The sequence below is a fragment of the Streptomyces sp. NPDC016851 genome (genome assembly GCF_055562795.1).
The window spans coordinates 79,762-101,878 of record NZ_JBVHEP010000003.1; the positions used below are offsets into that span (position 1 = coordinate 79,762).

Genomic DNA, 22,117 nt, shown 5'->3' on the forward strand with positions numbered 1-22,117 from the left:
CCGTACCGGAGGGAACCGGTACGGGGCCTGCGCGTGAACGCGGAGAGGCTCCGGTCAGATGAGGCCGAGGCCGCGGACCGCCTCGCGCTCCTCCTCGAGCTCCTTGACGGAGGCGTCGATCCGGGCGCGGGAGAACTCGTTGATCTCCAGGCCCTGGACGATCTCGTACTTGCCGTCCTTGCAGGTGACCGGGAAGGAGGAGATGAGGCCCTCCGGGACGCCGTACGAACCGTCCGACGGAATACCCATCGAAACCCAGTCGCCGTCGACGGTGCCGTTGACCCAGGAGTAGACGTGGTCGATCGCGGCGTTGGCGGCCGACGCGGCCGAGGAGGCACCGCGGGCCTCGATGATGGCGGCGCCGCGCTTGGCGACGGTCGGAATGAAGTCCTCGGCCAGCCACTTCTCGTCGTTGACGACCTCGGCGGCGTTCTTGCCGGCCACCGTGGCGTGGAAGATGTCCGGGTACTGGGTGGCGGAGTGGTTGCCCCAGATGGTGAGCCGCTTGATGTCGGCGACCGTGGAGCCGGTCTTCTTCGCGAGCTGGGTCAGGGCGCGGTTGTGGTCCAGACGGGTCATGGCCGTGAACCGCTCGGCGGGTACGTCCGGCGCGGCGGCCTGGGCGATGAGCGCGTTGGTGTTGGCCGGGTTGCCGACGACGAGGACCTTGACGTCGTCCGCGGCGTGGTCGTTGATGGCCTTGCCCTGCGGCTTGAAGATGCCGCCGTTGGCCTCCAGCAGGTCGCCGCGCTCCATGCCCTTGGTGCGGGGGCGGGCGCCGACGAGCAGGCCCACGTTCGTGCCGTCGAAGGCGACGTTCGGGTCGTCCGTGATGTCGATGCCCTGCAGGAGCGGGAACGCGCAGTCGTCCAGCTCCATGGCCGTGCCCTCCGCCGCCTTCAGGGCGGGCGTGATCTCCAGCAGGCGCAGCTTCACCGGCACGTCCGCGCCGAGCAGCTGACCGGAGGCGATGCGGAAGAGCAGGGCGTAACCGATCTGGCCGGCCGCGCCGGTGACGGTGACGTTCACGGGAGTGCGGGTCATGGCGTTCTCCGTATGACAGCTGGCGGTGGGGCGTCCCTGCCCCGGACGTTTGATCGATCTCTTGGCGTCAAGAGATCCATCCAGCGGTCAGGCTATCGCGCATCCGGGATCCCGCACGGCCGGGTCGGTGTGGCCCACCCCACAACCCACCCGACACCCGAACAAAAGGCGGCCGCCCGTCCGGGAGAGGAGGACGAAGGCGGCCGCCGGGGGGGAACCGACCAAGCCGGACTCCCGTGGGGGTACGGTTCGCGTGCCCCCGATTCCGGCGCGCATGCCACCCTCACCAAAATTCCTTCCGCGCCCGTTTCTGCCGCCGGTTCCTCCGCCCGGTGTCCGCCACTGCGACCAGGCGCGACCGGGCCCGCGGCGCACAGAGCACAGCCAGCGGCCAGAACCCTGACGCCCCGCCGGATGGCAGGCGTTCGTCCCCCTACTCCGTGCAGCCCTGCCGGCCGGAGGCCAGGGTGGCGCAGGCCTTGGCGTCGGTGGCGTTCTTGACCGAGACCATGGGGGTGTACGCGATGGCGTCGCCGGTGGCCGTGATGCTGCCGGTCTGCTTCGCCTTGCCCGCGCTGATCTGGACCTCGTCGCCCTGGGCGGCCTGGGTGATACGGCCCCAGGCCGCCTTGCAGGTCTCGCTGTAGCGGACCTCGACGACGGTCGTGCCGACGGTCGCGGTCCGGGCCGTGGTCACCAGATCACCACTGCACCCCATGTTCTCCGCGTCCTTGCCGGTGCAGCTGTCGCCGCTGCACTTCACGCCGGGCGGCAGCTCCTGGTTCGTGGTGGCGCTCGGCGAGGGCGACTTCGTGCCGCCCTTGGCCTCGTCGTCGCCACCGCCACCGGTGAGGTAGAACGCGCCGGCGATCACCACGAGCACACCCACGACTCCCGCGACGAACGTCGCGGTCCGCCGCTTCCCGGCAGAGCTGCCGGAGCGCCCGGACCCACCGGAGCCGCCCGTGCCGCCGGCACCTCCCACGCCCGCCGGGACCGCGTCCCGCGGCGGCGTGCCGTACGCGTCCGGCCCGACGCCCGGCATCCGGGTGGTACCGGGCCCCGCGCCGGCGGTGCGCCCGCGGCCCTGGGCCGGCCCCTGGTACCCGGCCACTCCCCACGAGTTGACCCCGGTCCCGTCGCTGCCGGTGGAGTCCTGCACCTCGGGCGCCGTCGGCTGCGGCGGCACGGTCGGGGCGACGCCCGCCGGGCCCGCGATCCCCGGCGTCACCGTGGCGCTGCCGCTTCGGCGGCCCGCCCCGCCACCGCCCGCGGCGGCCGCCTTGCCGTCGCCCTTGGCACCGGCCTGCGGACTCCCGAAGTCCTGCCCGCCGAACTCACCCAGCGCGGCGCGCGCCTGGGAGATCCGTATGGCTTCCATCGTCATGTCGTGCCGCATCTCCGAGCGGCTCCAGGCGCGCTCGGCGAGCTCCCACATCGTGGTGAGGTGCAGCGGGTTGGTCCCGGTGACCTCGGCCAGCGCCACGATCGCGCCCTTGGGCGCGAGCAGCCGGCCGTTCAGATAACGCTCCCACGACGTCTTGCTGTAGCCCGTGCGGTCCGCCACCGACGCGATGCTCAGACCGCTGCGGTCCACGAGTCTGCGCAGCTGGCTGGTGAACTCCCTGATCTGCGGATCGAGCTCATCCGGCAAGGCCCTCCAACGAGGCATTGCGTCCCCCTCTTCCCCCCGGTACGTGCTGTTGTTTCCCGCGCTGTACGCCCCCGCGCGTTGGCGGCCTCGGCCGAGTCCCCGTTGTGGCTACCCACAGGGATGCGCCCACCCAGGATCTCAGTTCCCTGACCGGGGGCGCACGGAAGCACAGGACCCGCGCGTGATACACCCCGGACCGTCCCGATTGTCCATGCCGAACCCGTCCTTGCACCACTTCATGCCGAATCTCCCTGCGGACGTACCGGAACCGTCACTTCCGTGCCACAGCGCACTGACAGCCGTTGAACAGGCCGTTCGCCGTGCAGGAGGGTGGGCCGTGACGGCGGCCCGTCCTTCCTCGGGGGAGAGGACGGACCGCCGTCACGTCACTCGCTGGTGACCGTGAAGTGCAGTGTGTCCTTCAGGAACGGGATCTGGAGCCAGGGCTCCGGCTGCGCCATCATCGCCAGCAGGACGATCGCCAGTCCCATGACGCCGTACGTGACGATGTCCGTGAACCGGGAGCGGACGGCGAGCATACCGACGTCCGGCAGCAGCCAGCGCATCGCGCCACCGCCCAGCAGGGCGATGCCGATCAGCAGCGTCCCGAGCCGGAACTGCCCGAACGCGGTCACGAGCAGCCCGAGTCCGACCAGCCCCAGCACGGCGAGGACGGGCCACTGCCGCGCCGGCGCGAACGCGTCCCCGGGCGCGGCCCGGCCGCCGCCCTCGGGCCGCGCGGTGTCCTTGGTGAACAACGGAAACCGCCGGGTGACCCGCCGCGGCCGCCCCTCGGCATCGGGGGCACTGACGGGATCCCGCACGGTGAGATCGCCGTCCTCGTCGCGCACCTCGGCATCGGCGTCATCGACCACAGTGGGCGCGTCGGGCTCACCGTGCACGGTCTGCGCTCCTGTGACGGCCGGGGCGCTCTCCGCGTCCCCGGCGTCCGAGGCGCTGCCCGTGCCCGCCGCGCTCGCCGCGCTCGCCGCGTTCCGTTCAGCCGACACTGCGCTCCGCCGCCTCGACCACGTTGACGAGCAGCTGGGCACGGGTCATCGGGCCAACTCCGCCGGGGTTCGGGGAGATGAAGCCGGCGACCTCGGCCACGTCGGGGTGGACGTCGCCCACGATCTTGCCCTCGGCGCTGCGGGAGACGCCGACGTCGAGGACGGCCGCGCCCGGCTTGACGTCCTCGGCGCGGATCAGATGGGCGGAACCCGCCGCGGCGATGATGATGTCCGCACTCTTGAGGTGCGCCGACAGGTCACGCGTGCCGGTGTGGCACTGGGTCACGGTCGCGTTCTCGCTGCGCCGGGTCAGCAGCAGCGGCATCGGCCGGCCGATGGTCACACCCCGGCCGACGACCACGACCTCCGCGCCCTTGATCTCCACGCCGTAGCGACGCAGGAGGGTCAGCACACCGTTGGGGGTGCAGGGCAGGGGGGCCGGCTCGTTCAGGACCAGACGGCCGAGGTTCATCGGGTGCAGGCCGTCCGCGTCCTTGTCCGGGTCCATCAGCTCCAGGATGCGGTTCTCGTCGATGCCCTTGGGCAGCGGCAGTTGCACGATGTAACCCGTGCAGGCCGGGTCCTCGTTCAGCTCCCGGACGACCGCCTCGATCTCCTCCTGCGTCGCCGTGGCCGGCAGCTCGCGCTGGATGGAGGCGATGCCGACCTGCGCACAGTCACGGTGCTTGCCGGCGACGTACTTCTGGCTGCCGGGGTCCTCCCCGACCAGGATCGTGCCGAGGCCGGGCGTGACGCCCTTCTCCTTCAGCGCCGCCACGCGGGCGGTCAGGTCGGACTTGATCGCGGCTGCGGTGGCCTTGCCATCGAGAATCTGGGCGGTCATGACCCCATCCTCGCGGATGACCCGCCCACGGTTCCAATCCGGCCGCAATACGGGCACCGCGGGGCCCCTCCCCTCGTATCCGCCCATGATCAGTGATGTTGCACTTGCACAACACATCGGGAATGCGGCTGGACAAGCCCGTCACTGGTGAAGAACGATGACCTGACAAGTGCCGCGGGCAGCTCAACGGGGGGACGGTCGCTGTCTGAAGAACTCTCCTCCGTGCGGATGCCACGCGTCGTCCCCGCACTCGGACCAACGGAGGAAAGCCCCCATGAGCTACGGCGACCCGAACAATCCCTACGGCGCCCCGCAGGGACAGCCGCAGCAGCCGCAGCAGCCGCAGCAGCAGGGCTACGGCTACCCGCAGCAGCAGGGGCAGGCGCCCGGGTACGGCTACCCGCAGGCCCCTCCGGTGTCCCAGTACGGCGGCCCCGCCGCGCCGACGACGATGCCGGGCTCCGTGGGCGCGGCCCGCGTGATGATGTGGGTCATCGTCGGTCTGCAGGTCATCGGCGTGGCCATATTCGCCTTCGCCGCCGCCGCCCTCAACTCCGCGAAGGACGACGAGGCCCTCCAGGACAACACCGCTTTCCAGGACCTGGTCGGCCAGTCGACCGGCGTGATCTGGGGTTACGTGGTGTTCGGCCTGGCCTGGCTGGTGTTCGCGGCCGTCCTGGCGACGAAGTTCAACAACGGCGGCAACGGCGTCCGCGTGACCATCCTGGTCTTCGCCATCATCACCGCCGTCCTCGGCATCTACCCGTTCATCCTCGTGGGCCTGGTGCACACCGTCCTGGCCATCCTGGTCGCGGTGTTCGTCGGCAACGCCAACGGCAAGGCCTGGTTCAACCGCCCCCGTTACTGAACGGACGCGGCGGGCGGAACAGTTCGCGCCAATCACATCCAAGGGCCGTGTCTCACCCGTTCGAGGGGGGCACGGCCCTGGTGCGTCGCCCTAGTCTGACGTCCATAGCTGTCAGGCACGGGAGAGCACCTTGTACAGCATCATCGTGGTACCTCCGCCGACCACGGAGGACGAGCGAAACCTCGGCCAGATCAGACTCGCGCCCGGCGAACGCCTCACGTTCGGCCGCTCCGCACACGGCAACGACCTGCGCATCACCCACGACGGAGTCTCCCGCCGGGCCGGTGAGATCACCGCGCAGGGCGCCTTCTGGATCCTCAGCAACCTCAGCCGCGAACAGACCTACGTGGTGGAGAACCCGGAGGGCGCGGGCGAGCACGTCAAGATCGCGCCCGGGCGGCTGGACGCGCCGATCCCCTTCGAGTTCTCGCGGATCGTGCTGCCCGCCGCCGGCGACCTGCTGGCGCTCCAGGTGTGGGCGCCGCGCCACGACTACCTGAGCGGCACGGGCGGCCTCGACGGCGCCACGACCGCACCGGCCTTCTCCCTCGACCGCACCAAGCGCTACTTCGCGGTCCTGGCCGCCCTGTGCGAACCGCGCCTGCGCGGCGCCCCGCACGCCCCGCTGCCCACCGTCGACCAGGTCGCCGACCGCTTGCGCCCCACCTGGCCGGCCGCGTCCCGCACCTCGGTGCAGTGGAACATCGACTACCTCGCCGTGAAACTGCGCCTCAAGCCGGGCCCGGAGAGCGCGGACACCGGCCCGCGGCTCAACGGCAAGAAGGAGTCCCTGGTCTCCCTGGCGCTCCGCTTCGACCTGGTCCGCGAGGACGACCTGGCCGTCCTGGCGGGCCCGCCGCCGGGCCGGGTGACCCGGTGACCGAGCCCTACGCCGTCGCGGTGCCGAAGGGCTACCGGGTCGGCGTCTGGGAGGTGCGCGAGCCCCTCGCGACCGGCGCCTTCGGCAGTGTGTACGCGGCCCGGCGCACCGGTGAGAGCACGGAGCTGCCCCGGACGGCCGCCCTGAAGTTCCTGCCCACGGGCACGGCCACGCCCCGCCGGCTGACCCATCTGCGCGAGCTGGTCGAACGGGAGGTCGAGCTGTACCGGCGGCTGAAGCAGCCGCGCCTGGTGCGGATGTACGAGACGCTGACGGTCGACGACCCGGACCGGCCGGAGCTGGATGGCGCCACCGTCCTCGTCCTGGAGCGGGCCAAGGGCTCCCTGTCCGCCCTGCTCACCGCGGATCCCCGGCCCGAGGCGGGTCCCGCGCTGCTCGCGCAGATCTGCGAGGGCCTGGCCCAGCTGCACGGCGCCGGCTGGGTGCACGGCGACCTGAAGCCGGCCAACGTGCTGCTGATGGACGACGGTTCGGTGCGCCTCGCCGACTTCAACATGGCCGCCGAACTGGAGGGCACCCACGCCTACACCCCGGCGTTCTCCACGCCTGACTACACCCCGCCCGAGCTCCTGTGGACCGAGATCGGCGAACGGGGCCGCAGGATCCGCCCGTCGGCCGACATCTGGGCCTTCGGTGTCCTCGCGCACCTGGTCCTCACCGGCTCCTTCCCGCTGCCCGGCGCGACCGCGACGGCCCGCCGCGACGCGGCCGCCGCCTACGCCCGCGGCACCGACGAGCTGCGTCTGTCGCCCGAACTGCCCGAAGCCTGGCGGCAGATCATCTCCGCCTGCCTGACCCGCACCCACCAGGACCGCGTCTTGGGCGACACGCTGCTCGCCCGCGTCCGGGCGGCCGCCGGCACCGGCCACCGCACCTTCCGCCTGCCCCGCCTGCGCCCGGCCCGCCGCCGCTCCCGCCCCATCGCGGTCCTGGCGGCCGGTGCCGCCGTCGCCGCCCTCGGCTACGGCGTCGCCACCTGGGCCGGTCCCGGCGACGACGGCGGGAACAAGGCCGGCGAGACCCGCAAGGTGTCCCCCGCCACGTACGGCGCCTCCGAACTGCGCACCGACAAGGGCGTCCCGGTCACCTACCGGCGGCTCATCGTCGACTCGGCCCACGACTGCGTCCAGCCGGAGATCACCCCGGCGCTCATCGCCGCGATGCTGAAGGTGGAGAGCGACTTCGACCCCGGTCTCTCCGACCCGGACGCGGGCGAGGAGGGCGAGTACGGCATCGCCCGCTGGACCCCGAGCATCCTGCGCTGGTGGATCCGTGCCGACGGCGTCCCCGCGAAGGAGACCCCCAGGCCGCCGCTCACCCCTTCCGAGTCCATCCCGGCCATGGCCCGCTACCTGTGCTTCGCCGAGCCGCGCCTGGAGGCCGGGCTGAGCGGCGACCGCAGGGTGCTGGTCGCCGCCGCGTACCGGACGTCGTACAAAAGCGTGAACAACGCGGGCGGTGTTCCCCCGAAGTACCGCGACTACGCCGCCCGCGTCGCCCACTACCTCAAGGAGTACACCCCCGCCGCGAAGAAGTGACCCTCAGAATTCACAGGTACTGCCCGGGCGCCGGGCAGGTCGGGCCGGCGGCCTGCCTCCGGTACCGTTTCCGGCATCGCTGCCAGGACCACAGCCGGGGGATCCATGTCAGACGCCGTCGCGCAGACCGGTTGCGTGCCGCTGCGGCCCGCCGATCCGGTCCGGGTCGGACCGTACGTGCCGCTTGGGCTGCTCGGCAGGGGCGGTATGGGACGGGTCTACCTGGCGCGGCACGGGGACGGGACGCCCGGGCTCGCCGCGGTGAAGGTCATCCGGCCCGAGTACGCCGAGGACGTGCCCTTCCGACGGCGCTTCGAGCGGGAGGCCACCGTGCACGCGCGCGTGGGCGCGCCCTACACGCCCGAGCTGCTGGGCACGGGCTTCGAGCCGGACAGCGAGCTGCTGTGGATGGCGACCGTGTACTTACCCGGTCTCAACCTGGCGGAGGCGGTGCGGGACTGCGGTGTCCTGCCACCGGACGACGCCTGGCGGCTGGTGGCCGATCTCGGGCGGGCGCTCGGCGCGCTGGCCGCGACCGGGATCGTGCACCGGGACTTCAAGCCCTCCAACGTTCTCCTGACCCGACAGGGCGCACACCTCGTCGACTTCGGCATCGCCCAGGCCGCCGACGCCAGCGCGATCACCACGACCGGCAACCGCGTCGGCACCCCCGCCTTCATGTCCCCCGAGTACCTCAGGGACGGCCGCTGCGACACGGCCTCCGACGTGTTCTGCTGCGCGAGCACGGTCGTCCACGCGGTCACCGGGCACGCCCCCTTCGGCGACGGCACCGGCGTGGACGTCCTGCACCGCATCGCCTCGGAGGAGCCCAACGCGCAGGTCATGTCCGAGGTGCGGACGGCCGACCCGGCGCTGGCCGACCTCCTCACGGCGTGCCTCTCCAAGGACCCGGCCCTGCGCCCCGGCCCCCAGGACCTGGTGGACGCGGCCTCGGCACAGCCCCGGTCCGCCTCCTGGCAGGAGCCGCTCGGCAGCCGCATCCTGGCCCGGCAGCGGGCTTGCGAGGCGCTGAGGGACGGTCCGTTACCGGCGCCGCGGGTGCGGCCGGCGGTGGCTGCGATGCCGGGGCTCGCGCCGCCCGGAGGAGCGCAATCACCCGGCGTACCAGCAGCGGGGCAGCCGGGCTTCGGGTCGGCGGCGGCGGGGAGTACACCGGCGACCGGAACTCCCGCCCGGCGGCGGCTGAAACCTTACGCCGTCCTCGCCGTCGTACTCACCGTGTGCGCCCTCGGCCTGACGGCCTTTCTGGTCACGCGCCCTTCGTCGGCCGGCGACAGCGGCTCCGCCGCGCCCACGACCCGTGCGACCGGCGACGGTCACGACCGGACGTCCCTGCCGGGCTTCGACCACCCGGATTCCCCCACACCGTCCCGCCGAGTCCCGGAGAGCGAGGGGACGACGACGGGCGCCTCGCCCAGCCCTTCGGACCGCGGGGCCGAGGCCGACCCCCGCACGACCGCCCCTGCTCCCCCACCGGAGACGACGACGCCCCGGCCGTCGGCCACGGAACCGCCGAAGACGCCGACCGCCCCGGCCAGGCCGCCGTGGCTCACCGACTGCACCTACTACTCCGGCACCGAACTCACCCGCCGCGGCGACAGCGGCCAGCGCGTCGTACAGGTGCAGTGCATGCTGGCCAAGCGCGGCTACGCCGTGGGCGGCGCGGGCGTGGACGGCCAGTTCGGCAAGGACACCGCCACGGCGGTACGCGGCTTCCAGCGCGCCAAGGGGCTGGACCCCGACGGCAAGGTCGGCCCCAGCACATGGGCGGCGCTGCGCTCCTCGACCTGAACATCCTCGACCTGAAAAAGGGAGCTGCCGCGCGCGGCGGTCGATGTGAAGATGTCCGCACCGGGCCCCAGGCAGCCGCCTGGCACCACTCGGCCCCACCAACTCCCTTTTTCGTCAGGAAGGTTCACGCATGAGACCCACCCGCGGTGCCCTGATCGTCGCCGCCGCCCTGGCACCGGCCCTCCTGCTCACGACCCCGGCCCTCGCCGCCGGCCCGGCTCCGGCGGCCCCCGCCGTGACCGCCACCGCGGCGACGGACGGCACGCCGGTGGACGAGATGTCGGAGGACGACCTGCGGATCGCGATCCTGCGCATCATCGCCGACGAGGACAGCGGCCGAGGCGTCATCAGGGAGGCCAACGAGGCCCTCGACGGCACCGTGGAGGACATGCGGGAGTTCCTGAAGACGGGCTACCGCCTCGCCCAGGCCGAGGACGACCGCGTCGCCATCGCCCGCATCCTGGCCGACCCGGACTCCGGCCGGGGCGTCAAGCGGGAAGCCGGCAAGGCACTCGACGTGAACACCCCGGAGGCCCTGCGCGCCTTCCTGGAGACCGGCTACCGCCTCGCCCAGGCCGAGGACGACCGCGTCGCCATCGCCCGCATCCTGGCCGACCCGACCATCAGCGCGGCGCTCAGGGCCGCCGCCGAGGAGGCCATCGACGGCACTCCGGAGGAGCTGCGGTACTTCCTGGAGGTCGGGCGGTACGAGGTCGACGGCTGAGTCGTACGGAGAGCGGGTCGGCGTCGATCACCGACCCGCTCGCCACCGTCAGTGGAAGAAGTGCCGCGTCCCGGTGAAGTACATCGTGATGCCGGCCTTCTGCGCGGCCTCGACGACCAGCTCGTCACGGACGGAACCGCCGGGCTGCACGATGGCCTTGACGCCGGCGGCGCCCAGGACGTCGATGTTGTCGGGGAACGGGAAGAACGCGTCCGACGCGACGTACGCGCCCCGGGCCCGCTCGGCCCCGGCCCGCTCCACCGCCAGCTTGCAGGAGTCGACCCGGTTGACCTGCCCCATGCCGACGCCAACCGAGGCACCGTCCTTGGCGAGCAGGATCGCGTTGGACTTCACCGCGCGACAGGCCTTCCAGGCGAACGCGAGCTGCTGGAGCTCGTCGGCGTCCAGCGCCTCGCCGGTCGCCAGCGTCCAGTTGGCCGGGTCGTCGCCGTCGGCCTGGAGCCGGTCGGTCACCTGGAGCAGCGCGCCGCCGTCGATGGGCTTGACCTCGACCGGGGCGGAGGGCCCGTCGGGGCAGCGCAGCACGCGGATGTTCTTCTTCTTGGTGAGGGCCTCCAGGGCGCCGTCCTCGTAGTCCGGCGCGACGATGACCTCGGTGAAGATCTCCGCGACCTGCTCGGCCATCTCCTTGCTGACCGGGCGGTTGACCGCGATCACACCGCCGAACGCCGACAGCGGGTCGCAGGCGTGCGCCTTGCGGTGCGCCTCGGCGACGTCCGCGCCCACCGCGATACCGCAGGGGTTGGCGTGCTTGATGATCGCGACGCACGGCTCGGCGTGGTCGTACGCGGCACGGCGGGCGGCGTCCGTGTCCGTGTAGTTGTTGTACGACATCTCCTTGCCGTGCAGCTGCTCGGCCTGGGCGAGGCCGCCGCCCTCCGGGGAGACGTAGAGCGCGGCCGGCTGGTGCGGGTTCTCGCCGTAGCGCAGGGTGTGCTCGCGCTCCCAGGTGGCGCCGAGGAAGTCGGGAAAGCGCGACTCGTCGGCCGGCGCGTAGGAGGAGGCGAACCAGGAGGCGACGGCGACGTCGTAGGCGGCCGTGTGCTGGAAGGCCTCGGCGGCGAGCCGCTTGCGGGTGGCGAGGTCGAAGCCGCCGTTCTGGACGGCCTTGAGCACGTCGGCGTAGCGGGCCGGGCTGGTGACGACCGCGACGGACGGGTGGTTCTTGGCGGCGGCGCGGACCATCGACGGCCCGCCGATGTCGATCTGCTCGACGCACTCGTCCGGCGAGGCACCGGAGGCGACGGTCTCGCGGAACGGGTAGAGGTTGACGACGACGAGGTCGAACGGCTCGACACCCAGCTCGGCGAGCTGCTCGCGGTGGCTGTCCAGGCGCAGGTCGGCGAGGATGCCGGCGTGCACGCGCGGGTGCAGCGTCTTGACGCGGCCGTCCAGGCACTCGGGGAAGCCGGTGAGCTCCTCGACCTTGGTGACGGGGACGCCGGCAGCGGCGATCTTCGCAGCGGTGGAGCCGGTGGAGACGAGCTCGACCCCGGCCTCGTGGAGCCCGCGCGCGAGCTCCTCCAGCCCGGTCTTGTCGTAGACGCTGACGAGCGCCCGGCGAAGGGGCCGCTTGTTGCTCTCGGCGGTCACTGGATAACTACCTTTCGTCCCTCAATGCGATAGCCGTTGCGGGCGAGCCGCCCCACGACCTCGACGAGCAGCCTTCGCTCGACTTCCTTGATGCGCTCGTGCAGAGCGCTCTCGTCGTCCTCGTCCCGGACCTCGACCACGCCCTGCGCGATGATCGGTCCGGTGTCGACGCCGTCGTCGACGAAGTGGACGGTGCAGCCGGTGACCTTGGCGCCGTATGCGAGCGCGTCCCGCACGCCGTGGGCCCCCGGGAAACTGGGCAGCAGGGCCGGGTGCGTGTTGACGAACCGCCCGCCGAACCGCGCGAGGAACTCCTTGCCGACGATCTTCATGAACCCGGCGGAGACCACGAGGTCGGGCTCGTGGGCGGCGACGGCCTCGGCGAGGGCGTCGTCCCACTCCTCGCGGCTGCCGTAGTCCCTGACCTTGCGCACGAAGGTCGGCAGCCCGGCGCGCTCGGCGCGGGCCAGCCCCTCGATGCCCTCACGGTCGGCGCCGACGGCCACGATCTCGGCCCCGTACTCCTGCGCACCGGCGGCGTCGATCTCGTCGAGCAGCGCCTGCAGGTTGGTGCCGGATCCGGAGACCAGCACGACGAGGCGCTTGGCGCGCGGGGCCACGGGCTTGGCGGCCACGGTGGGGGCCTTTCTCGAAGGGAGCGTCTGTCCTCGACCGGCCTCGACGTTTGTACATTCATACGAATGCTTCGCGCCCCCGGATACGGGGAAGCCTACGAACCGGCCGACCGTCGGCAACGATACCGGCACACCGGGCAGCCCCCACGGGACGGGGGCTTGGCCGGAAGGTAGCGTCTGGGCCGAGCCGGTTCGGGAACGCCGTCCGGACGCGATGCGTTCAAGAGGTGGCGGGCCCGGGTCCGACACCGTTCGGTTCCGTCCACCCATCCCTGCTCAGCAACTCGTTCCTACTCATCAACGGGAAGACGCTCACTTGATGCCGGACCGCAGCCTGCGACTCCTCACGTTCCCCCAGCTGTCGGCGCAGGGAGGGGAGCGCGGCAGCGTGCTGCTGCGGGAGCGCCCCAGCTCACCACCCGACGCGCCGTCGGACGGCGACCGCGGCGACGAGCGAGGGCGCGGGTCCCAGGAGGACAACCCGTTCGCCCCGCCGCCCGAGGGCACCCCGGACCGGCCCTGGCAGCCGCGGCGCCCGTCGGGCGACGACTCCCGGGAGGGCGGCGAGGACGACCGCGCACCCTGGGGCAGGCAGTGGAGCGACCGGCAGCCCGGCCGCTCCTCCGACGGCTTCGGCGAGCGCCCCGGCGGCGGCCCCGAGGGCCCGGGTGGCCCCCAGGGCGGCGCGAACCCGCGCTGGGACCCGACGGATCCCGCCCAGCGCCGTGCGCGCTACGCCCTGCTCTCCGGCATGTGGGCCTTCTTCTTCGCCCTCTTCAGCTGGCCGTACGTGGCGCTGCTGCTCGGCGCGCTCGCCCTCTACTGGGGCATCAGCGCCCTGCGCGCCAAGCCCCGCAGGCCCGACCCGGACGCCCCGGCCCCCGAGCAGACGGGCCGCCCCCAGACGACGGCCGCGGTGAGCGGCCTGGTCACGGCGTCCCTCGCCATCGCCCTGGTCGCCGCGTCGTTCACGGCCCAGATGGTCTACCGCGACTACTACACGTGCATGAACGACGCCCTCACGAACGAGGCCAAGCAGTCCTGCACGGAGCTTCTGCCAAAGGAACTGCGGGGCTTCCTGGGCACGGACGGCTGACGGACGGCCTGCAGCTTCAGGGAGTGTCCGACCTGGGGGTGGGGTCGGGCGGGGGCGGGACGTCGTAGGGCTCGGGGGCTGGGTCGGGCGGCAGGAAGTCGTACGGCTCGAGTGGGGGGTCGTTGTGGTCCTGGGCGTCCTGGTCGAAGGGGACGTAGGGCGCGTAGGGGACCTCCGGTGTCGGGGATGAGGTCCTCGGCTTCGCGGTCCCGTCGAGCGGGGAGGCAGCGTCGCCGCCCGTGCCCCCGGCGACTCCGGCGACTCCGGCGACTCCGGTGCGGGTGAACCAGCCCCGGGCGGGGCGCGAGCCCTTCCGCCGGGGCTTGTCCTCGGCCGGCTCTTCCCGCTGTCTGCCGATATTCGGCCCGTCCGCCTGGGGCGCCCGGCAGTGCCAGGACCGCACGGTCACCGCCGTCGGGACGGCCAGCAGCATCAGCCACGCCAGTGCCGCCGTACCCACCTGCCACCACACCGGCCCGAACCGGGCCAGGAGGGTGACGCCGAGCGGGCCGCCCGCCAGCGCGGCGAGCCCCGCGAGTACGGCCGCGGACAGCACGGCCGCCAGGGCGGCGGCACGGGCGGTGCGTCCCGGCGGCCAGACGCCGCCACGCCCGCCGCCCGGCCGCGTCCCGCCGCCCGACAGCGTCCCGCCGTGCTCTGCGGATACCGCCGCCCGCGCCACGATCCAGCCGACGACGACCCCGGCGACCATCGGCACGGCCCCGGCCGCCGCCCAGTGCACCAGCCGCCCCTCCCCCGCCTCCGGCACCGCCGCCAGCAGCGGAAACGGCGGCAGGAACGGAGCCGGCGCGGAGGACAGCGGGCTGACGACATGGCCGGCGCCGAGGGCGAAGCCGGGGCCGAGGGCGTAGGCGGCGCCCCACACCGCCGCGTTCGGCACGAGGGCCGCACAGAGCAGCAGTACCGCGAACCGCCCCGACCACCCCTCCGTCAGCCGCAGCAACGCGGCCTGGGCCGCCGTCCCGTGCCCCACCAGCGACACCGCCACCAGCAGCGCACCGCCCCCGAGGAGGACCGCCACCCCGGCCGCCGCGGCCCGGGCGGCGGTACCCGGGCGCCCGTCCGGCCCGAGGACCAGCGGCCGTACCCCCGCAGGCAGCACGCCCAGCAGCCGCCGCAGCGGCCCGGCCGGACGGCCGTACGCCGACCACACGCCCGCCCCGGCCGCCAGGACGGCGACCAGCGGCAGGCACACCCCCGTCCACACCCACGACGGCCGCAGCACACCGCCCGCGGCGTACAGGGCCGCGGGCGCGGCGACAGCGAGGTAGCCGAGGACGACGCCCGTCCAGGCGGTACGGACGGAGACCAGCGGCGGCCCCGCGACCGCCGAGAGGCCCGGGACCGCTGAGAGGCCCGCGACCATCGCGAGGCCCTCGACAGCCGCGATGTCCTCGGCGAAGCCGTCGTCGATGCCGTCACCCTCGTCCCCCGCCCCGCCGTCCGCGGCGTCCCGCCCCGCCCGATGCAGCAGCCACACAGGCAGCACGAGCAGCAGCAGCGGCGCGACGCCCATGGGAGCCGGGACGCCGGCGAGCGTGTCGGTGCGGACCAGTTCGGCTCCGTGGGCCAGCAGCCAGAGCGCCGCCGCCACGTGCAGCGCGCCGCCGGGCCCGCTGTCGGGGTACGGCGAGGTGATCCACAGCAGCATCACCGGCACGGCGAACGCCGCGAGCCCGAGGCCCGCCGCGACCGCACCACCCACGAGGGCGCCGCCCAGTCCGGGCGAACGGTCGCGCATCCGGAGGAGCAGGGGCGACGGCGGACGTCGGCGAGCGGTCATCTCGATCACGCCCGCCATGCTCCCAACGACACGCGCTTTCCCGTCGTAACAGGCGAACCATCGCTGTGTCGCCCAATATACGTTTATGTACTTTTCTGGACGGAGGGGCGTCCTGTGACACAGAGCCCTGCCCTCCCGCTCCCGCCGCCCAAGGAGCGCCGACGCCTGCGCGAGGCCGCCTCGCTGACGCGGGCTCAGCTGGCTTCCCGGCTGGGCGTCACCAGCGAGACGGTGCGCGGGTGGGAGACCGGTCGCTCGACGCCGCGCGGCCGGAAAGGGGAGAAGTACGCGAAGCTGCTGAACTCACTGGGCACGGAGGCGGACGTGACACCGCCTCATGAGGAGCCCGGCACGTCAGACGTGAGCGATCGGGGCCGCGCCTCGGCCGGGGACCGCGGCCGGGCCTCCGGCCGGAACCGGGGCCGCCCGTCCGCCACGGACCGGGGCCGCACCTCCACCGCGGACCAGGACCGTACCGCCGTCGGCCACCGCAGCCGCGCCTCGGCCGGCGAGCACGGCCGTACCGCCGGCAGCGTCCGGAGCCGCGGCCCCGCCGCCGACCATCGCCACACCACCGTCGCGGACCACCGCCACACGACCGTCGCGGACCACCACCCCACGACCGCCGAGGCCGCCGTCGCCGTCGCCGGTCGCAACCACGTCACCGGGACCGACCGGCGCTCCCGCCCCGCCCGGGCGACGGTCCTGCGGCCGGACGATGCGACCGCCGCCCTGACGCCCGATCAGGCCTTCGACGCGCTGTACGCCTTCTGCGCTCCCGCGCTCGTCCGGCAGACCTACCTGCTGACCGGCCGCCGCGAGCTGGCGCGGGAGTCGGTCGAACGGGCCTTTCACATCGCCTGGCAGCGCTGGCCCGAGGTGGCCCGCGACCGCGATCCGGCGGGCTGGGTGCGGGCGGTGGCCTACGACTGTGCCCTCTCCCCGTGGCACCGGTTCCGCCCCCGCCACCGGTATCCCGAGCCGCCGCCCTCCGACGCCTTCGACCGCGCCCTGCTGGACACCCTGCTGAAGCTGCCGCCCTCGTACCGCCGCACGCTGCTCCTGTACGACGGTGTCGGGCTCGGCCTGCCGGAGACGGCAGCGGAGACGGAGGCGAGCAGCCGCGCGGCCGCCAACCGGCTGGCGCACGCGCGGCAGGCGGTCGCCGAGCGCCTGCCGGAGCTGGCGGACCCGGAGGTGCTCCACTGGCGGCTGGTCGAGCTGGCCTCCATCGAGCGGCTGCGGGCCGCCAAACCACTGGTCGTGCGCCGGGCCGGAGAACGCCGGGCCCGTTTCTGGACCCGGGCCGCCATCGCCTTCACGATCGCCCTGATCGGAGCCACGGCCCTCACCGCCCGCACGGCCCCCACGCACTACGAGCCGCCGGTGCCGCCGGGCGAGACCGTCCAGGGCGTACCGCCACCGGTCGCGCCCGGGCCGCTGTCGGAATCGGAGCAGGAGCTGCGGGCGAAGCTGCGCGAGGAGGAGCTGCGGGGGCCGGTCCGGCTGATGCCGCAGCCACGCTGAGTCCTGCTTCCGCGGAAACGCGGAGGGCCCGCCCCCGTACAGGGAGCGGGCCCACCGATGAGCCGTACGACTGAGCTGTAGGGCGCTGACCCTGCTCAGCCGGCGAGGATCGCGCGCGCCAGCTTCGCCGTCTCGGTCGGCGTCTTGCCGACCTTGACGCCGGCGGCCTCGAGGGCCTCCTTCTTCGCGGCGGCCGTGCCGGAGGAACCGGAGACGATGGCGCCGGCGTGGCCCATGGTCTTGCCCTCGGGCGCGGTGAAGCCCGCGACGTAGCCGACGACCGGCTTCTTCACGTTCTCCTTGATGAAGGCCGCGGCCCGCTCCTCGGCGTCGCCGCCGATCTCACCGATCATGACGATCAGGTCGGTGTCGGGGTCGGCCTCGAACGCGGCGAGGGCGTCGATGTGGGTCGTCCCGATGACCGGGTCGCCACCGATGCCGACGGCGGAGGAGAAGCCGATGTCCCGCAGCTCGTACATCATCTGGTACGTCAGCGTGCCGGACTTCGACACCAGGCCGATGCGGCCCGGCTTGGTGATGTCGCCCGGGATGATGCCGGCGTTCGACTGGCCCGGCGTGATGAGGCCGGGGCAGTTCGGGCCGATGATGCGGGTCTTGTTGCCCTTGGACACGGCGTAGGCGTAGAACGCGGCCGAGTCGTGGACCGCGATGCCCTCGGTGATGACGACCGCGAGGGGGATCTCGGCGTCGATGGCCTCGACGACGGCGGCCTTGGCGAAGGCCGGCGGGACGAAGAGGACGGATACGTTCGCGCCCGTCTTCTCGATCGCCTCGGCGACCGTGCCGAAGACCGGGATCTCGTTGCCGTCGATGTCGACCGAGGTGCCCGCCTTGCGGGGGTTCACGCCACCGACGATGTTGGTGCCGTCGGCCAGCATGAGCTTGGTGTGCTTCATGCCCGTGGCACCGGTCATGCCCTGGACGATGACCTTGGAGTCCTTGTTGAGGAAGATAGCCATGGCTGTTTAGTCCCTCGTCCCTTACTTCGCAGCCGCGAGCTCGGCGGCCTTGTCGGCCGCGCCGTCCATGGTGTCCACGCGCTGGACCAGCGGGTGGTTGGCGTCGGAGAGGATCTTGCGACCCAGCTCGGCGTTGTTGCCGTCCAGACGGACGACGAGGGGCTTGGTGACTTCCTCGCCCTTGTCCTTGAGCAGCTGCAGCGCCTGCACGATGCCGTTGGCGACCTCGTCACAGGCGGTGATGCCACCGAAGACGTTGACGAACACGGACTTGACGTCCGGGTCGCCGAGGATGATCTCCAGGCCGTTCGCCATGACGGCGGCGGAGGCGCCACCGCCGATGTCGAGGAAGTTGGCGGGCTTGACGCCACCGTGCGCCTCACCGGCGTACGCGACGACGTCCAGGGTGCTCATGACGAGACCCGCGCCGTTGCCGATGATGCCGACCTCGCCGTCGAGCTTGACGTAGTTGAGGTTCTTCTCCTTGGCGGCGGCCTCGAGCGGGTTGGCCGCCTCCTTGTCCTGGAGGGCCTCGTGCTCCGGCTGACGGAACTCGGCGTTCTCGTCCAGGGAGACCTTGCCGTCCAGGGCGATGACCTCACCGGAGGCGACCTTGGCCAGCGGGTTGACCTCGACCAGGAGGGCGTCCTCCTTGATGAAGGTGTCCCACAGCTTGACGAGGACGTTCACGACCTTGTCGGCGACCGCGGCCGGGAACTTGGCGGCCGCGACGATCTCGCGGGCCTTCGCCTCGGTGACGCCCTCGTTGGCGTCGATCGGCGTCTTGGCGACGGCGTCGGGGCGGGTGGCCGCCACCTCCTCGATCTCCATGCCGCCCTCGACGGACGCGATGGAGAGGAAGGTGCGGTTGGCACGGTCCAGGAGGAAGGAGACGTAGTACTCCTCCACGATCTCCGGGGCCGTCTCGGCGATCATCACCTTGTGGACCGTGTGGCCCTTGATGTCCATGCCGAGGATGTTGGTCGCGTGCTCGACCGCCTCGTCGGGGGTGGCGGCAAGCTTCACGCCGCCGGCCTTGCCACGGCCGCCGACCTTCACCTGGGCCTTGACGACGGACTTGCCACCGAGGCGCTCGGTGGCTGCGCGGGCCGCCTCAGGCGTGTCGATGACTTCACCGGCCAGCACCGGTACATCGTGCTTGGCGAAGAGGTCCCTCGCCTGGTACTCGAACAGGTCCACGCGCTTCCGTCCCTATCAGTGATCTCGCGGTTCGTTGTCTGCGTGGGCGTGCCGCGAGGGCAACGTGACGTCCGCTGTCTGTCACAAGGGAGGCGCACACGGTGTCCGAGCGCGCGGCATGTCCGTCTCGCAGGTTATCGCTGCTTGCGAGGGGCCTCTAAATCGAGGGTCACACCTGAGCGGTGATACCTGTCACATGATGCCGCGCTCTCTGGCACGGCGTGCCGGGAGTGAGGGGCCTCACCGGGCTGGGGTTGACCCGGTGAGGCCCGTCTGACACCCCGGCTCTCCGGGGTGCGGGGCGGTTGGTCCCCACCCCAATGGGGGCCAACCGACCCCATCCACGAGGTCTCGGCCTCGGACGACCGACGGTTTCGACCGCCTGGAGGGGATGCCTCGTGGAGTCGGTGGGGGGACGGGGAGGGGCGATGTGATCCGTGGGGTGCTGGGGGTGCAGAGTGCTAGCCGGGGAAGACGGGGATGTCCCGGTGACTTTCCCGGGTGCCGACCGTGCAAGAGGGGGCCGCGACACCGGGCAGGAGCCCCAGCGGCGCCGTATGGCTCAGGGTGACGGCGTGCGCGTCGCAGTGGCGTGGCGTACCGCCGTCGGCCTTGTACCGGTCGCCGAGCGTGCCACCGGGCCGGTCTGCGGGCACGTGCGCGCCCGGGCCGTCTCCGAGGCGGTCGGACGGGCCTGCCTGGTCTATGCGTCTGGGGTGGCCCGGGTCTGTGCGTCTGATGTGGCTGGGCGGCACTGCGAGTCCGGCGGCGCGGTGCGGGGCACCGCGCACCACGGTGCCCGCCCTCGCGGTGACGACGTCCGTCCCCACGGTCCGTCCGGCGGTGGCGGGGGCGTCGGCCGCGGGCGCTCCCGGGAGCCTGACTTCGCCGGTGGGGAGCGGGGGCAGGAGATCGCTCGGGAGTGCGGGTGCGGTTACGCGTGCGAGTGCCGGTGGCGAGTCGGACAGGGCGGGCAGCGCTGCCGGCACAGGCAGCTTGAGCGAGGGCAACGCCGACGGCGACGGCAGCGGCGACGGCAACTGCAGCGGCGAGGACGAGGGCGAGGAAGGCGGTAGCGGCGACGGCGAGGAAGACCGCAGCGGCAGGGGCAGCGGCGAAGAAGGCGAGGAGGAGGGGGAGGAGGACGACGAGTCCGGCGAGGGCGGCTCCTTCGCCCGCGCCTCTCCCCGCCCCGGGCTCACCGCCTCGCCCGTATCACCGACCACCCGCACGACCCGCTCCCCTACGGCCGCCGCGTCGGCCCCCGCGCGGGAAGCACTGCCGGCTCCGGACAGGGAAGGGAGACCCGGCGAGCCGATCCGCCCGGCCGTGACGTCCGCGCCCATCAGCCCCCGCACGCCGTCCGCGGCATACGCCCGCTCCCCGCACAGAAGCCCGATGACGAGCACCCCGCCCACCAGCAGCGCCACCCGGAGCGCACGCCACCCGGCCGCTGTGCGCAGCATGCGCACAGCGGCACCGGGCAGGGTGGCTGACCAGATCAAGAGGGGGAGCTTCCTCCCGTGCCACGGAACAAGCGCAGCGCGACGCACCGCCGAGCAGGCGCCGATCCTCGCACGGGAGTGCGGAGTTGACGCAAGCCCCCTGCCCGCTGACGGGCAGTCATGTCCGGTTTGCCGGCCGAAGTCGGGCCACCGCGGCCCTCCGCTCGTCACGCCGCGTCGGGTATCGGCAGCGGACGCTTCTCGATCGCCGCCGCCATCACCTCGGGGAACAGATCAGGCGTGCAGGCGAACGCCGGTGCCCCCAGCGCCGCGAGCGCGGCCGCGTGCTCCCGGTCGTACGCCGGTGCGCCCTCGTCGGAGAGTGCCAGCAGCGTCACGAACTGCACCCCCGAGGCCTTCATCGCCGCGACCCGCTTGAGCATCTCGTCCCGGATGCCTCCCTCATAGAGGTCGCTGATCAGCACGACCACCGTCTCCGCGGGACGGGTGATCTGCGACTGGCAGTAGGCGAGTGCCCGGTTGATGTCCGTGCCGCCACCCAGTTGCGTCCCGAACAGGACGTCGACGGGGTCGTCGAGCTGGTCCGTGAGGTCGACGACCGCAGTGTCGAAGACGACGAGTCGCGTGGAGATCGTCCGCATCGAGGCGAGCACCGCCCCGAACACCGACGCGTACACGACCGATGCGGCCATGGATCCCGACTGGTCGATACAGAGGACGACCTCCTTCTTCGTGGTCTGGGACGCCCGCCCGTACCCGATGAGCCGCTCCGGCACGATCGTTCGGTACTCGGGCAGGTAGTGCTTGAGGTTGGCCGCGATCGTGCGGTTCCAGTCGATGTCGTGATGGCGGGGCCGGTTGATCCGGGCGCTGCGGTCGAGGGCGCCGGTGAGGGTGGCCCGGGTACGGGTGGCGAGCCGCTTCTCCAGGTCCTCGACGACCTTGCGCACGACGGCCCGTGCCGTCTCCTTCGTCGTCTCGGGCATGGCCTTGTTGAGCGACAGCAGCGTGCCGACGAGGTGTACGTCGGCCTCCACCGCCTGAAGCATCTCCGGCTCCAGCAGGAGCGTGGCGAGACCGAGCCGGTCGATGGCGTCGCGCTGCATGACCTGTACGACGGAGGACGGGAAGTACGTCCGGATGTCCCCGAGCCAGCGCGCCACGGACGGCGCCGACGCCCCGAGCCCCGCCGAGCGGTCCCGGCTCCCCTGCGGCTTCTCCCCCTTTCCGTAGAGCGCGGCCAGCGCTCCGTCCATCGCCGCGTCCCGCCCGGACAGTTCGCACCCGGTGCCGTCCGCCGCGTCACCGCCGAGCACGAGCCGCCACCGCCGCAACCGCTCCTGCGCCGGGTCCGTCACCTCGGCCGTCATCCGTGCCCTCCCTCACGAGGCCGTTCCCAC

At 72.7% G+C, this 22,117-nt stretch carries 18 protein-coding genes; 7 read left to right on the top strand and 11 right to left on the bottom strand.

Annotated elements, in window-relative coordinates; translation table 11 throughout:
- Window positions 1-54: 54 nt before the first annotated feature.
- From ACZ3I3_RS05665 to ACZ3I3_RS05680, 4 genes are all read right to left on the bottom strand, one after another.
- Window positions 55-1,044, bottom strand: coding sequence for a malate dehydrogenase (locus ACZ3I3_RS05665; protein ID WP_467362858.1), 990 nt, complete (start codon window positions 1,042-1,044; stop codon window positions 55-57).
- Between the two features lie 433 nt (window positions 1,045-1,477).
- Complete coding sequence (locus ACZ3I3_RS05670; RefSeq protein WP_467362859.1) at window positions 1,478-2,716, bottom strand: helix-turn-helix domain-containing protein; 1,239 nt, start codon at window positions 2,714-2,716, stop codon at window positions 1,478-1,480.
- A 368-nt stretch (window positions 2,717-3,084) separates the two neighbouring features.
- Window positions 3,085-3,708 (bottom strand): DUF3017 domain-containing protein, encoded by a 624-nt coding sequence (locus tag ACZ3I3_RS05675; RefSeq protein ID WP_467362861.1) that lies wholly within the window; start codon window positions 3,706-3,708, stop codon window positions 3,085-3,087.
- Window positions 3,698-4,552 carry a bifunctional methylenetetrahydrofolate dehydrogenase/methenyltetrahydrofolate cyclohydrolase gene (locus tag ACZ3I3_RS05680; protein WP_467362863.1) on the bottom strand — a complete coding sequence of 285 codons (855 nt, stop codon included), beginning with the start codon at window positions 4,550-4,552 and terminating at the stop codon, window positions 3,698-3,700. The genes ACZ3I3_RS05675 and ACZ3I3_RS05680 overlap by 11 nt, the downstream gene beginning before the upstream one ends.
- A 274-nt stretch (window positions 4,553-4,826) precedes the next feature.
- Between ACZ3I3_RS05680 and ACZ3I3_RS05685 the strand changes: the two genes are divergently transcribed.
- The 5 genes from ACZ3I3_RS05685 to ACZ3I3_RS05705 all read left to right on the top strand — a co-directional run bounded on the left by ACZ3I3_RS05685 (window position 4,827) and on the right by ACZ3I3_RS05705 (window position 10,395).
- A complete protein-coding gene (locus ACZ3I3_RS05685; protein WP_467362865.1) occupies window positions 4,827-5,420 on the top strand; it encodes a hypothetical protein in 594 nt (197 codons plus the stop codon).
- 130 nt (window positions 5,421-5,550) lie between these two features.
- Entirely contained in the window at window positions 5,551-6,300 is a 750-nt protein-coding gene (locus ACZ3I3_RS05690; RefSeq protein ID WP_467362866.1) for an FHA domain-containing protein, read from the top strand.
- Window positions 6,297-7,859, top strand: coding sequence for a protein kinase domain-containing protein (locus ACZ3I3_RS05695; protein WP_467362868.1), 1,563 nt, complete (start codon window positions 6,297-6,299; stop codon window positions 7,857-7,859). The genes ACZ3I3_RS05690 and ACZ3I3_RS05695 overlap by 4 nt, the downstream gene beginning before the upstream one ends.
- 105 nt (window positions 7,860-7,964) lie before the next feature.
- The gene (locus tag ACZ3I3_RS05700; RefSeq protein WP_467362870.1) at window positions 7,965-9,671 is read left to right on the top strand and encodes a protein kinase domain-containing protein; all 1,707 of its coding nucleotides are present in this window, start codon (window positions 7,965-7,967) and stop codon (window positions 9,669-9,671) included.
- A gap of 130 nt (window positions 9,672-9,801) precedes the next feature.
- Window positions 9,802-10,395, top strand: a complete 594-nt coding sequence (locus tag ACZ3I3_RS05705; protein ID WP_467362872.1) for an ALF repeat-containing protein — start codon at window positions 9,802-9,804, stop codon at window positions 10,393-10,395.
- Between the two features lie 48 nt (window positions 10,396-10,443).
- Here the strand turns inward: ACZ3I3_RS05705 and purH are convergent, their stop codons facing one another.
- Window positions 10,444-12,009 carry a bifunctional phosphoribosylaminoimidazolecarboxamide formyltransferase/IMP cyclohydrolase gene (purH, locus tag ACZ3I3_RS05710; protein ID WP_467362874.1) on the bottom strand — a complete coding sequence of 522 codons (1,566 nt, stop codon included), beginning with the start codon at window positions 12,007-12,009 and terminating at the stop codon, window positions 10,444-10,446.
- The gene (gene purN, locus ACZ3I3_RS05715; protein WP_467362876.1) at window positions 12,006-12,644 is read right to left on the bottom strand and encodes a phosphoribosylglycinamide formyltransferase; all 639 of its coding nucleotides are present in this window, start codon (window positions 12,642-12,644) and stop codon (window positions 12,006-12,008) included. Before purN ends, purH begins: the two co-directional genes overlap by 4 nt.
- 319 nt (window positions 12,645-12,963) lie before the next feature.
- Here purN and ACZ3I3_RS05720 point away from each other — a divergent pair, with 319 nt between their 5' ends.
- Window positions 12,964-13,740, top strand: a complete 777-nt coding sequence (locus tag ACZ3I3_RS05720; RefSeq protein WP_467362878.1) for a hypothetical protein — start codon at window positions 12,964-12,966, stop codon at window positions 13,738-13,740.
- 16 nt (window positions 13,741-13,756) lie between these two features.
- Here ACZ3I3_RS05720 and ACZ3I3_RS05725 read toward each other — a convergent pair whose 3' ends face one another.
- On the bottom strand, window positions 13,757-15,562 hold the full coding sequence (locus ACZ3I3_RS05725) for a cell division protein PerM (protein ID WP_467362880.1): 1,806 nt from the start codon (window positions 15,560-15,562) through the stop codon (window positions 13,757-13,759).
- A gap of 96 nt (window positions 15,563-15,658) precedes the next feature.
- On the opposite strand from ACZ3I3_RS05725, the gene ACZ3I3_RS05730 reads away from it, so the two are divergent.
- Window positions 15,659-17,071: a sigma factor-like helix-turn-helix DNA-binding protein gene (locus tag ACZ3I3_RS05730; protein WP_467362881.1), complete on the top strand. Its 1,413-nt coding sequence runs from the start codon at window positions 15,659-15,661 to the stop codon at window positions 17,069-17,071.
- 95 nt (window positions 17,072-17,166) lie between these two features.
- Here ACZ3I3_RS05730 and sucD read toward each other — a convergent pair whose 3' ends face one another.
- The 4 genes from sucD to ACZ3I3_RS05750 form a co-directional block, all read right to left on the bottom strand.
- Window positions 17,167-18,051, bottom strand: a complete 885-nt coding sequence (gene sucD, locus ACZ3I3_RS05735) for a succinate--CoA ligase subunit alpha (RefSeq protein WP_010036416.1) — start codon at window positions 18,049-18,051, stop codon at window positions 17,167-17,169.
- 21 nt (window positions 18,052-18,072) lie between these two features.
- Window positions 18,073-19,251 (bottom strand): ADP-forming succinate--CoA ligase subunit beta, encoded by a 1,179-nt coding sequence (gene sucC / locus ACZ3I3_RS05740; protein ID WP_467362884.1) that lies wholly within the window; start codon window positions 19,249-19,251, stop codon window positions 18,073-18,075.
- 461 nt (window positions 19,252-19,712) lie between these two features.
- On the bottom strand, window positions 19,713-20,756 hold the full coding sequence (locus ACZ3I3_RS05745; protein WP_467362886.1) for a hypothetical protein: 1,044 nt from the start codon (window positions 20,754-20,756) through the stop codon (window positions 19,713-19,715).
- Between the two features lie 167 nt (window positions 20,757-20,923).
- The gene (locus ACZ3I3_RS05750; protein ID WP_467362888.1) at window positions 20,924-22,087 is read right to left on the bottom strand and encodes a VWA domain-containing protein; all 1,164 of its coding nucleotides are present in this window, start codon (window positions 22,085-22,087) and stop codon (window positions 20,924-20,926) included.
- Window positions 22,088-22,117: the final 30 nt, after the last annotated feature.

What these genes read in the sequence shown, in the direction of transcription:
- ACZ3I3_RS05665 (WP_467362858.1), bottom strand. Translation starts at nt 1,044, where the DNA reads ATGACCCGCACTCCCGTGAACGTCACCGTCACCGGCGCGGCCGGCCAG.
- ACZ3I3_RS05685 (WP_467362865.1), top strand. Translation starts at nt 4,827, where the DNA reads ATGAGCTACGGCGACCCGAACAATCCCTACGGCGCCCCGCAGGGACAG.
- sucD (WP_010036416.1), bottom strand. Translation starts at nt 18,051, where the DNA reads ATGGCTATCTTCCTCAACAAGGACTCCAAGGTCATCGTCCAGGGCATG.
- ACZ3I3_RS05720 (WP_467362878.1), top strand. Translation starts at nt 12,964, where the DNA reads ATGCCGGACCGCAGCCTGCGACTCCTCACGTTCCCCCAGCTGTCGGCG.
- ACZ3I3_RS05670 (WP_467362859.1), bottom strand. Translation starts at nt 2,716, where the DNA reads ATGCCTCGTTGGAGGGCCTTGCCGGATGAGCTCGATCCGCAGATCAGG.
- ACZ3I3_RS05700 (WP_467362870.1), top strand. Translation starts at nt 7,965, where the DNA reads ATGTCAGACGCCGTCGCGCAGACCGGTTGCGTGCCGCTGCGGCCCGCC.
- ACZ3I3_RS05725 (WP_467362880.1), bottom strand. Translation starts at nt 15,562, where the DNA reads ATGGCGGGCGTGATCGAGATGACCGCTCGCCGACGTCCGCCGTCGCCC.
- ACZ3I3_RS05680 (WP_467362863.1), bottom strand. Translation starts at nt 4,552, where the DNA reads ATGACCGCCCAGATTCTCGATGGCAAGGCCACCGCAGCCGCGATCAAG.
- ACZ3I3_RS05705 (WP_467362872.1), top strand. Translation starts at nt 9,802, where the DNA reads ATGAGACCCACCCGCGGTGCCCTGATCGTCGCCGCCGCCCTGGCACCG.
- ACZ3I3_RS05750 (WP_467362888.1), bottom strand. Translation starts at nt 22,087, where the DNA reads ATGACGGCCGAGGTGACGGACCCGGCGCAGGAGCGGTTGCGGCGGTGG.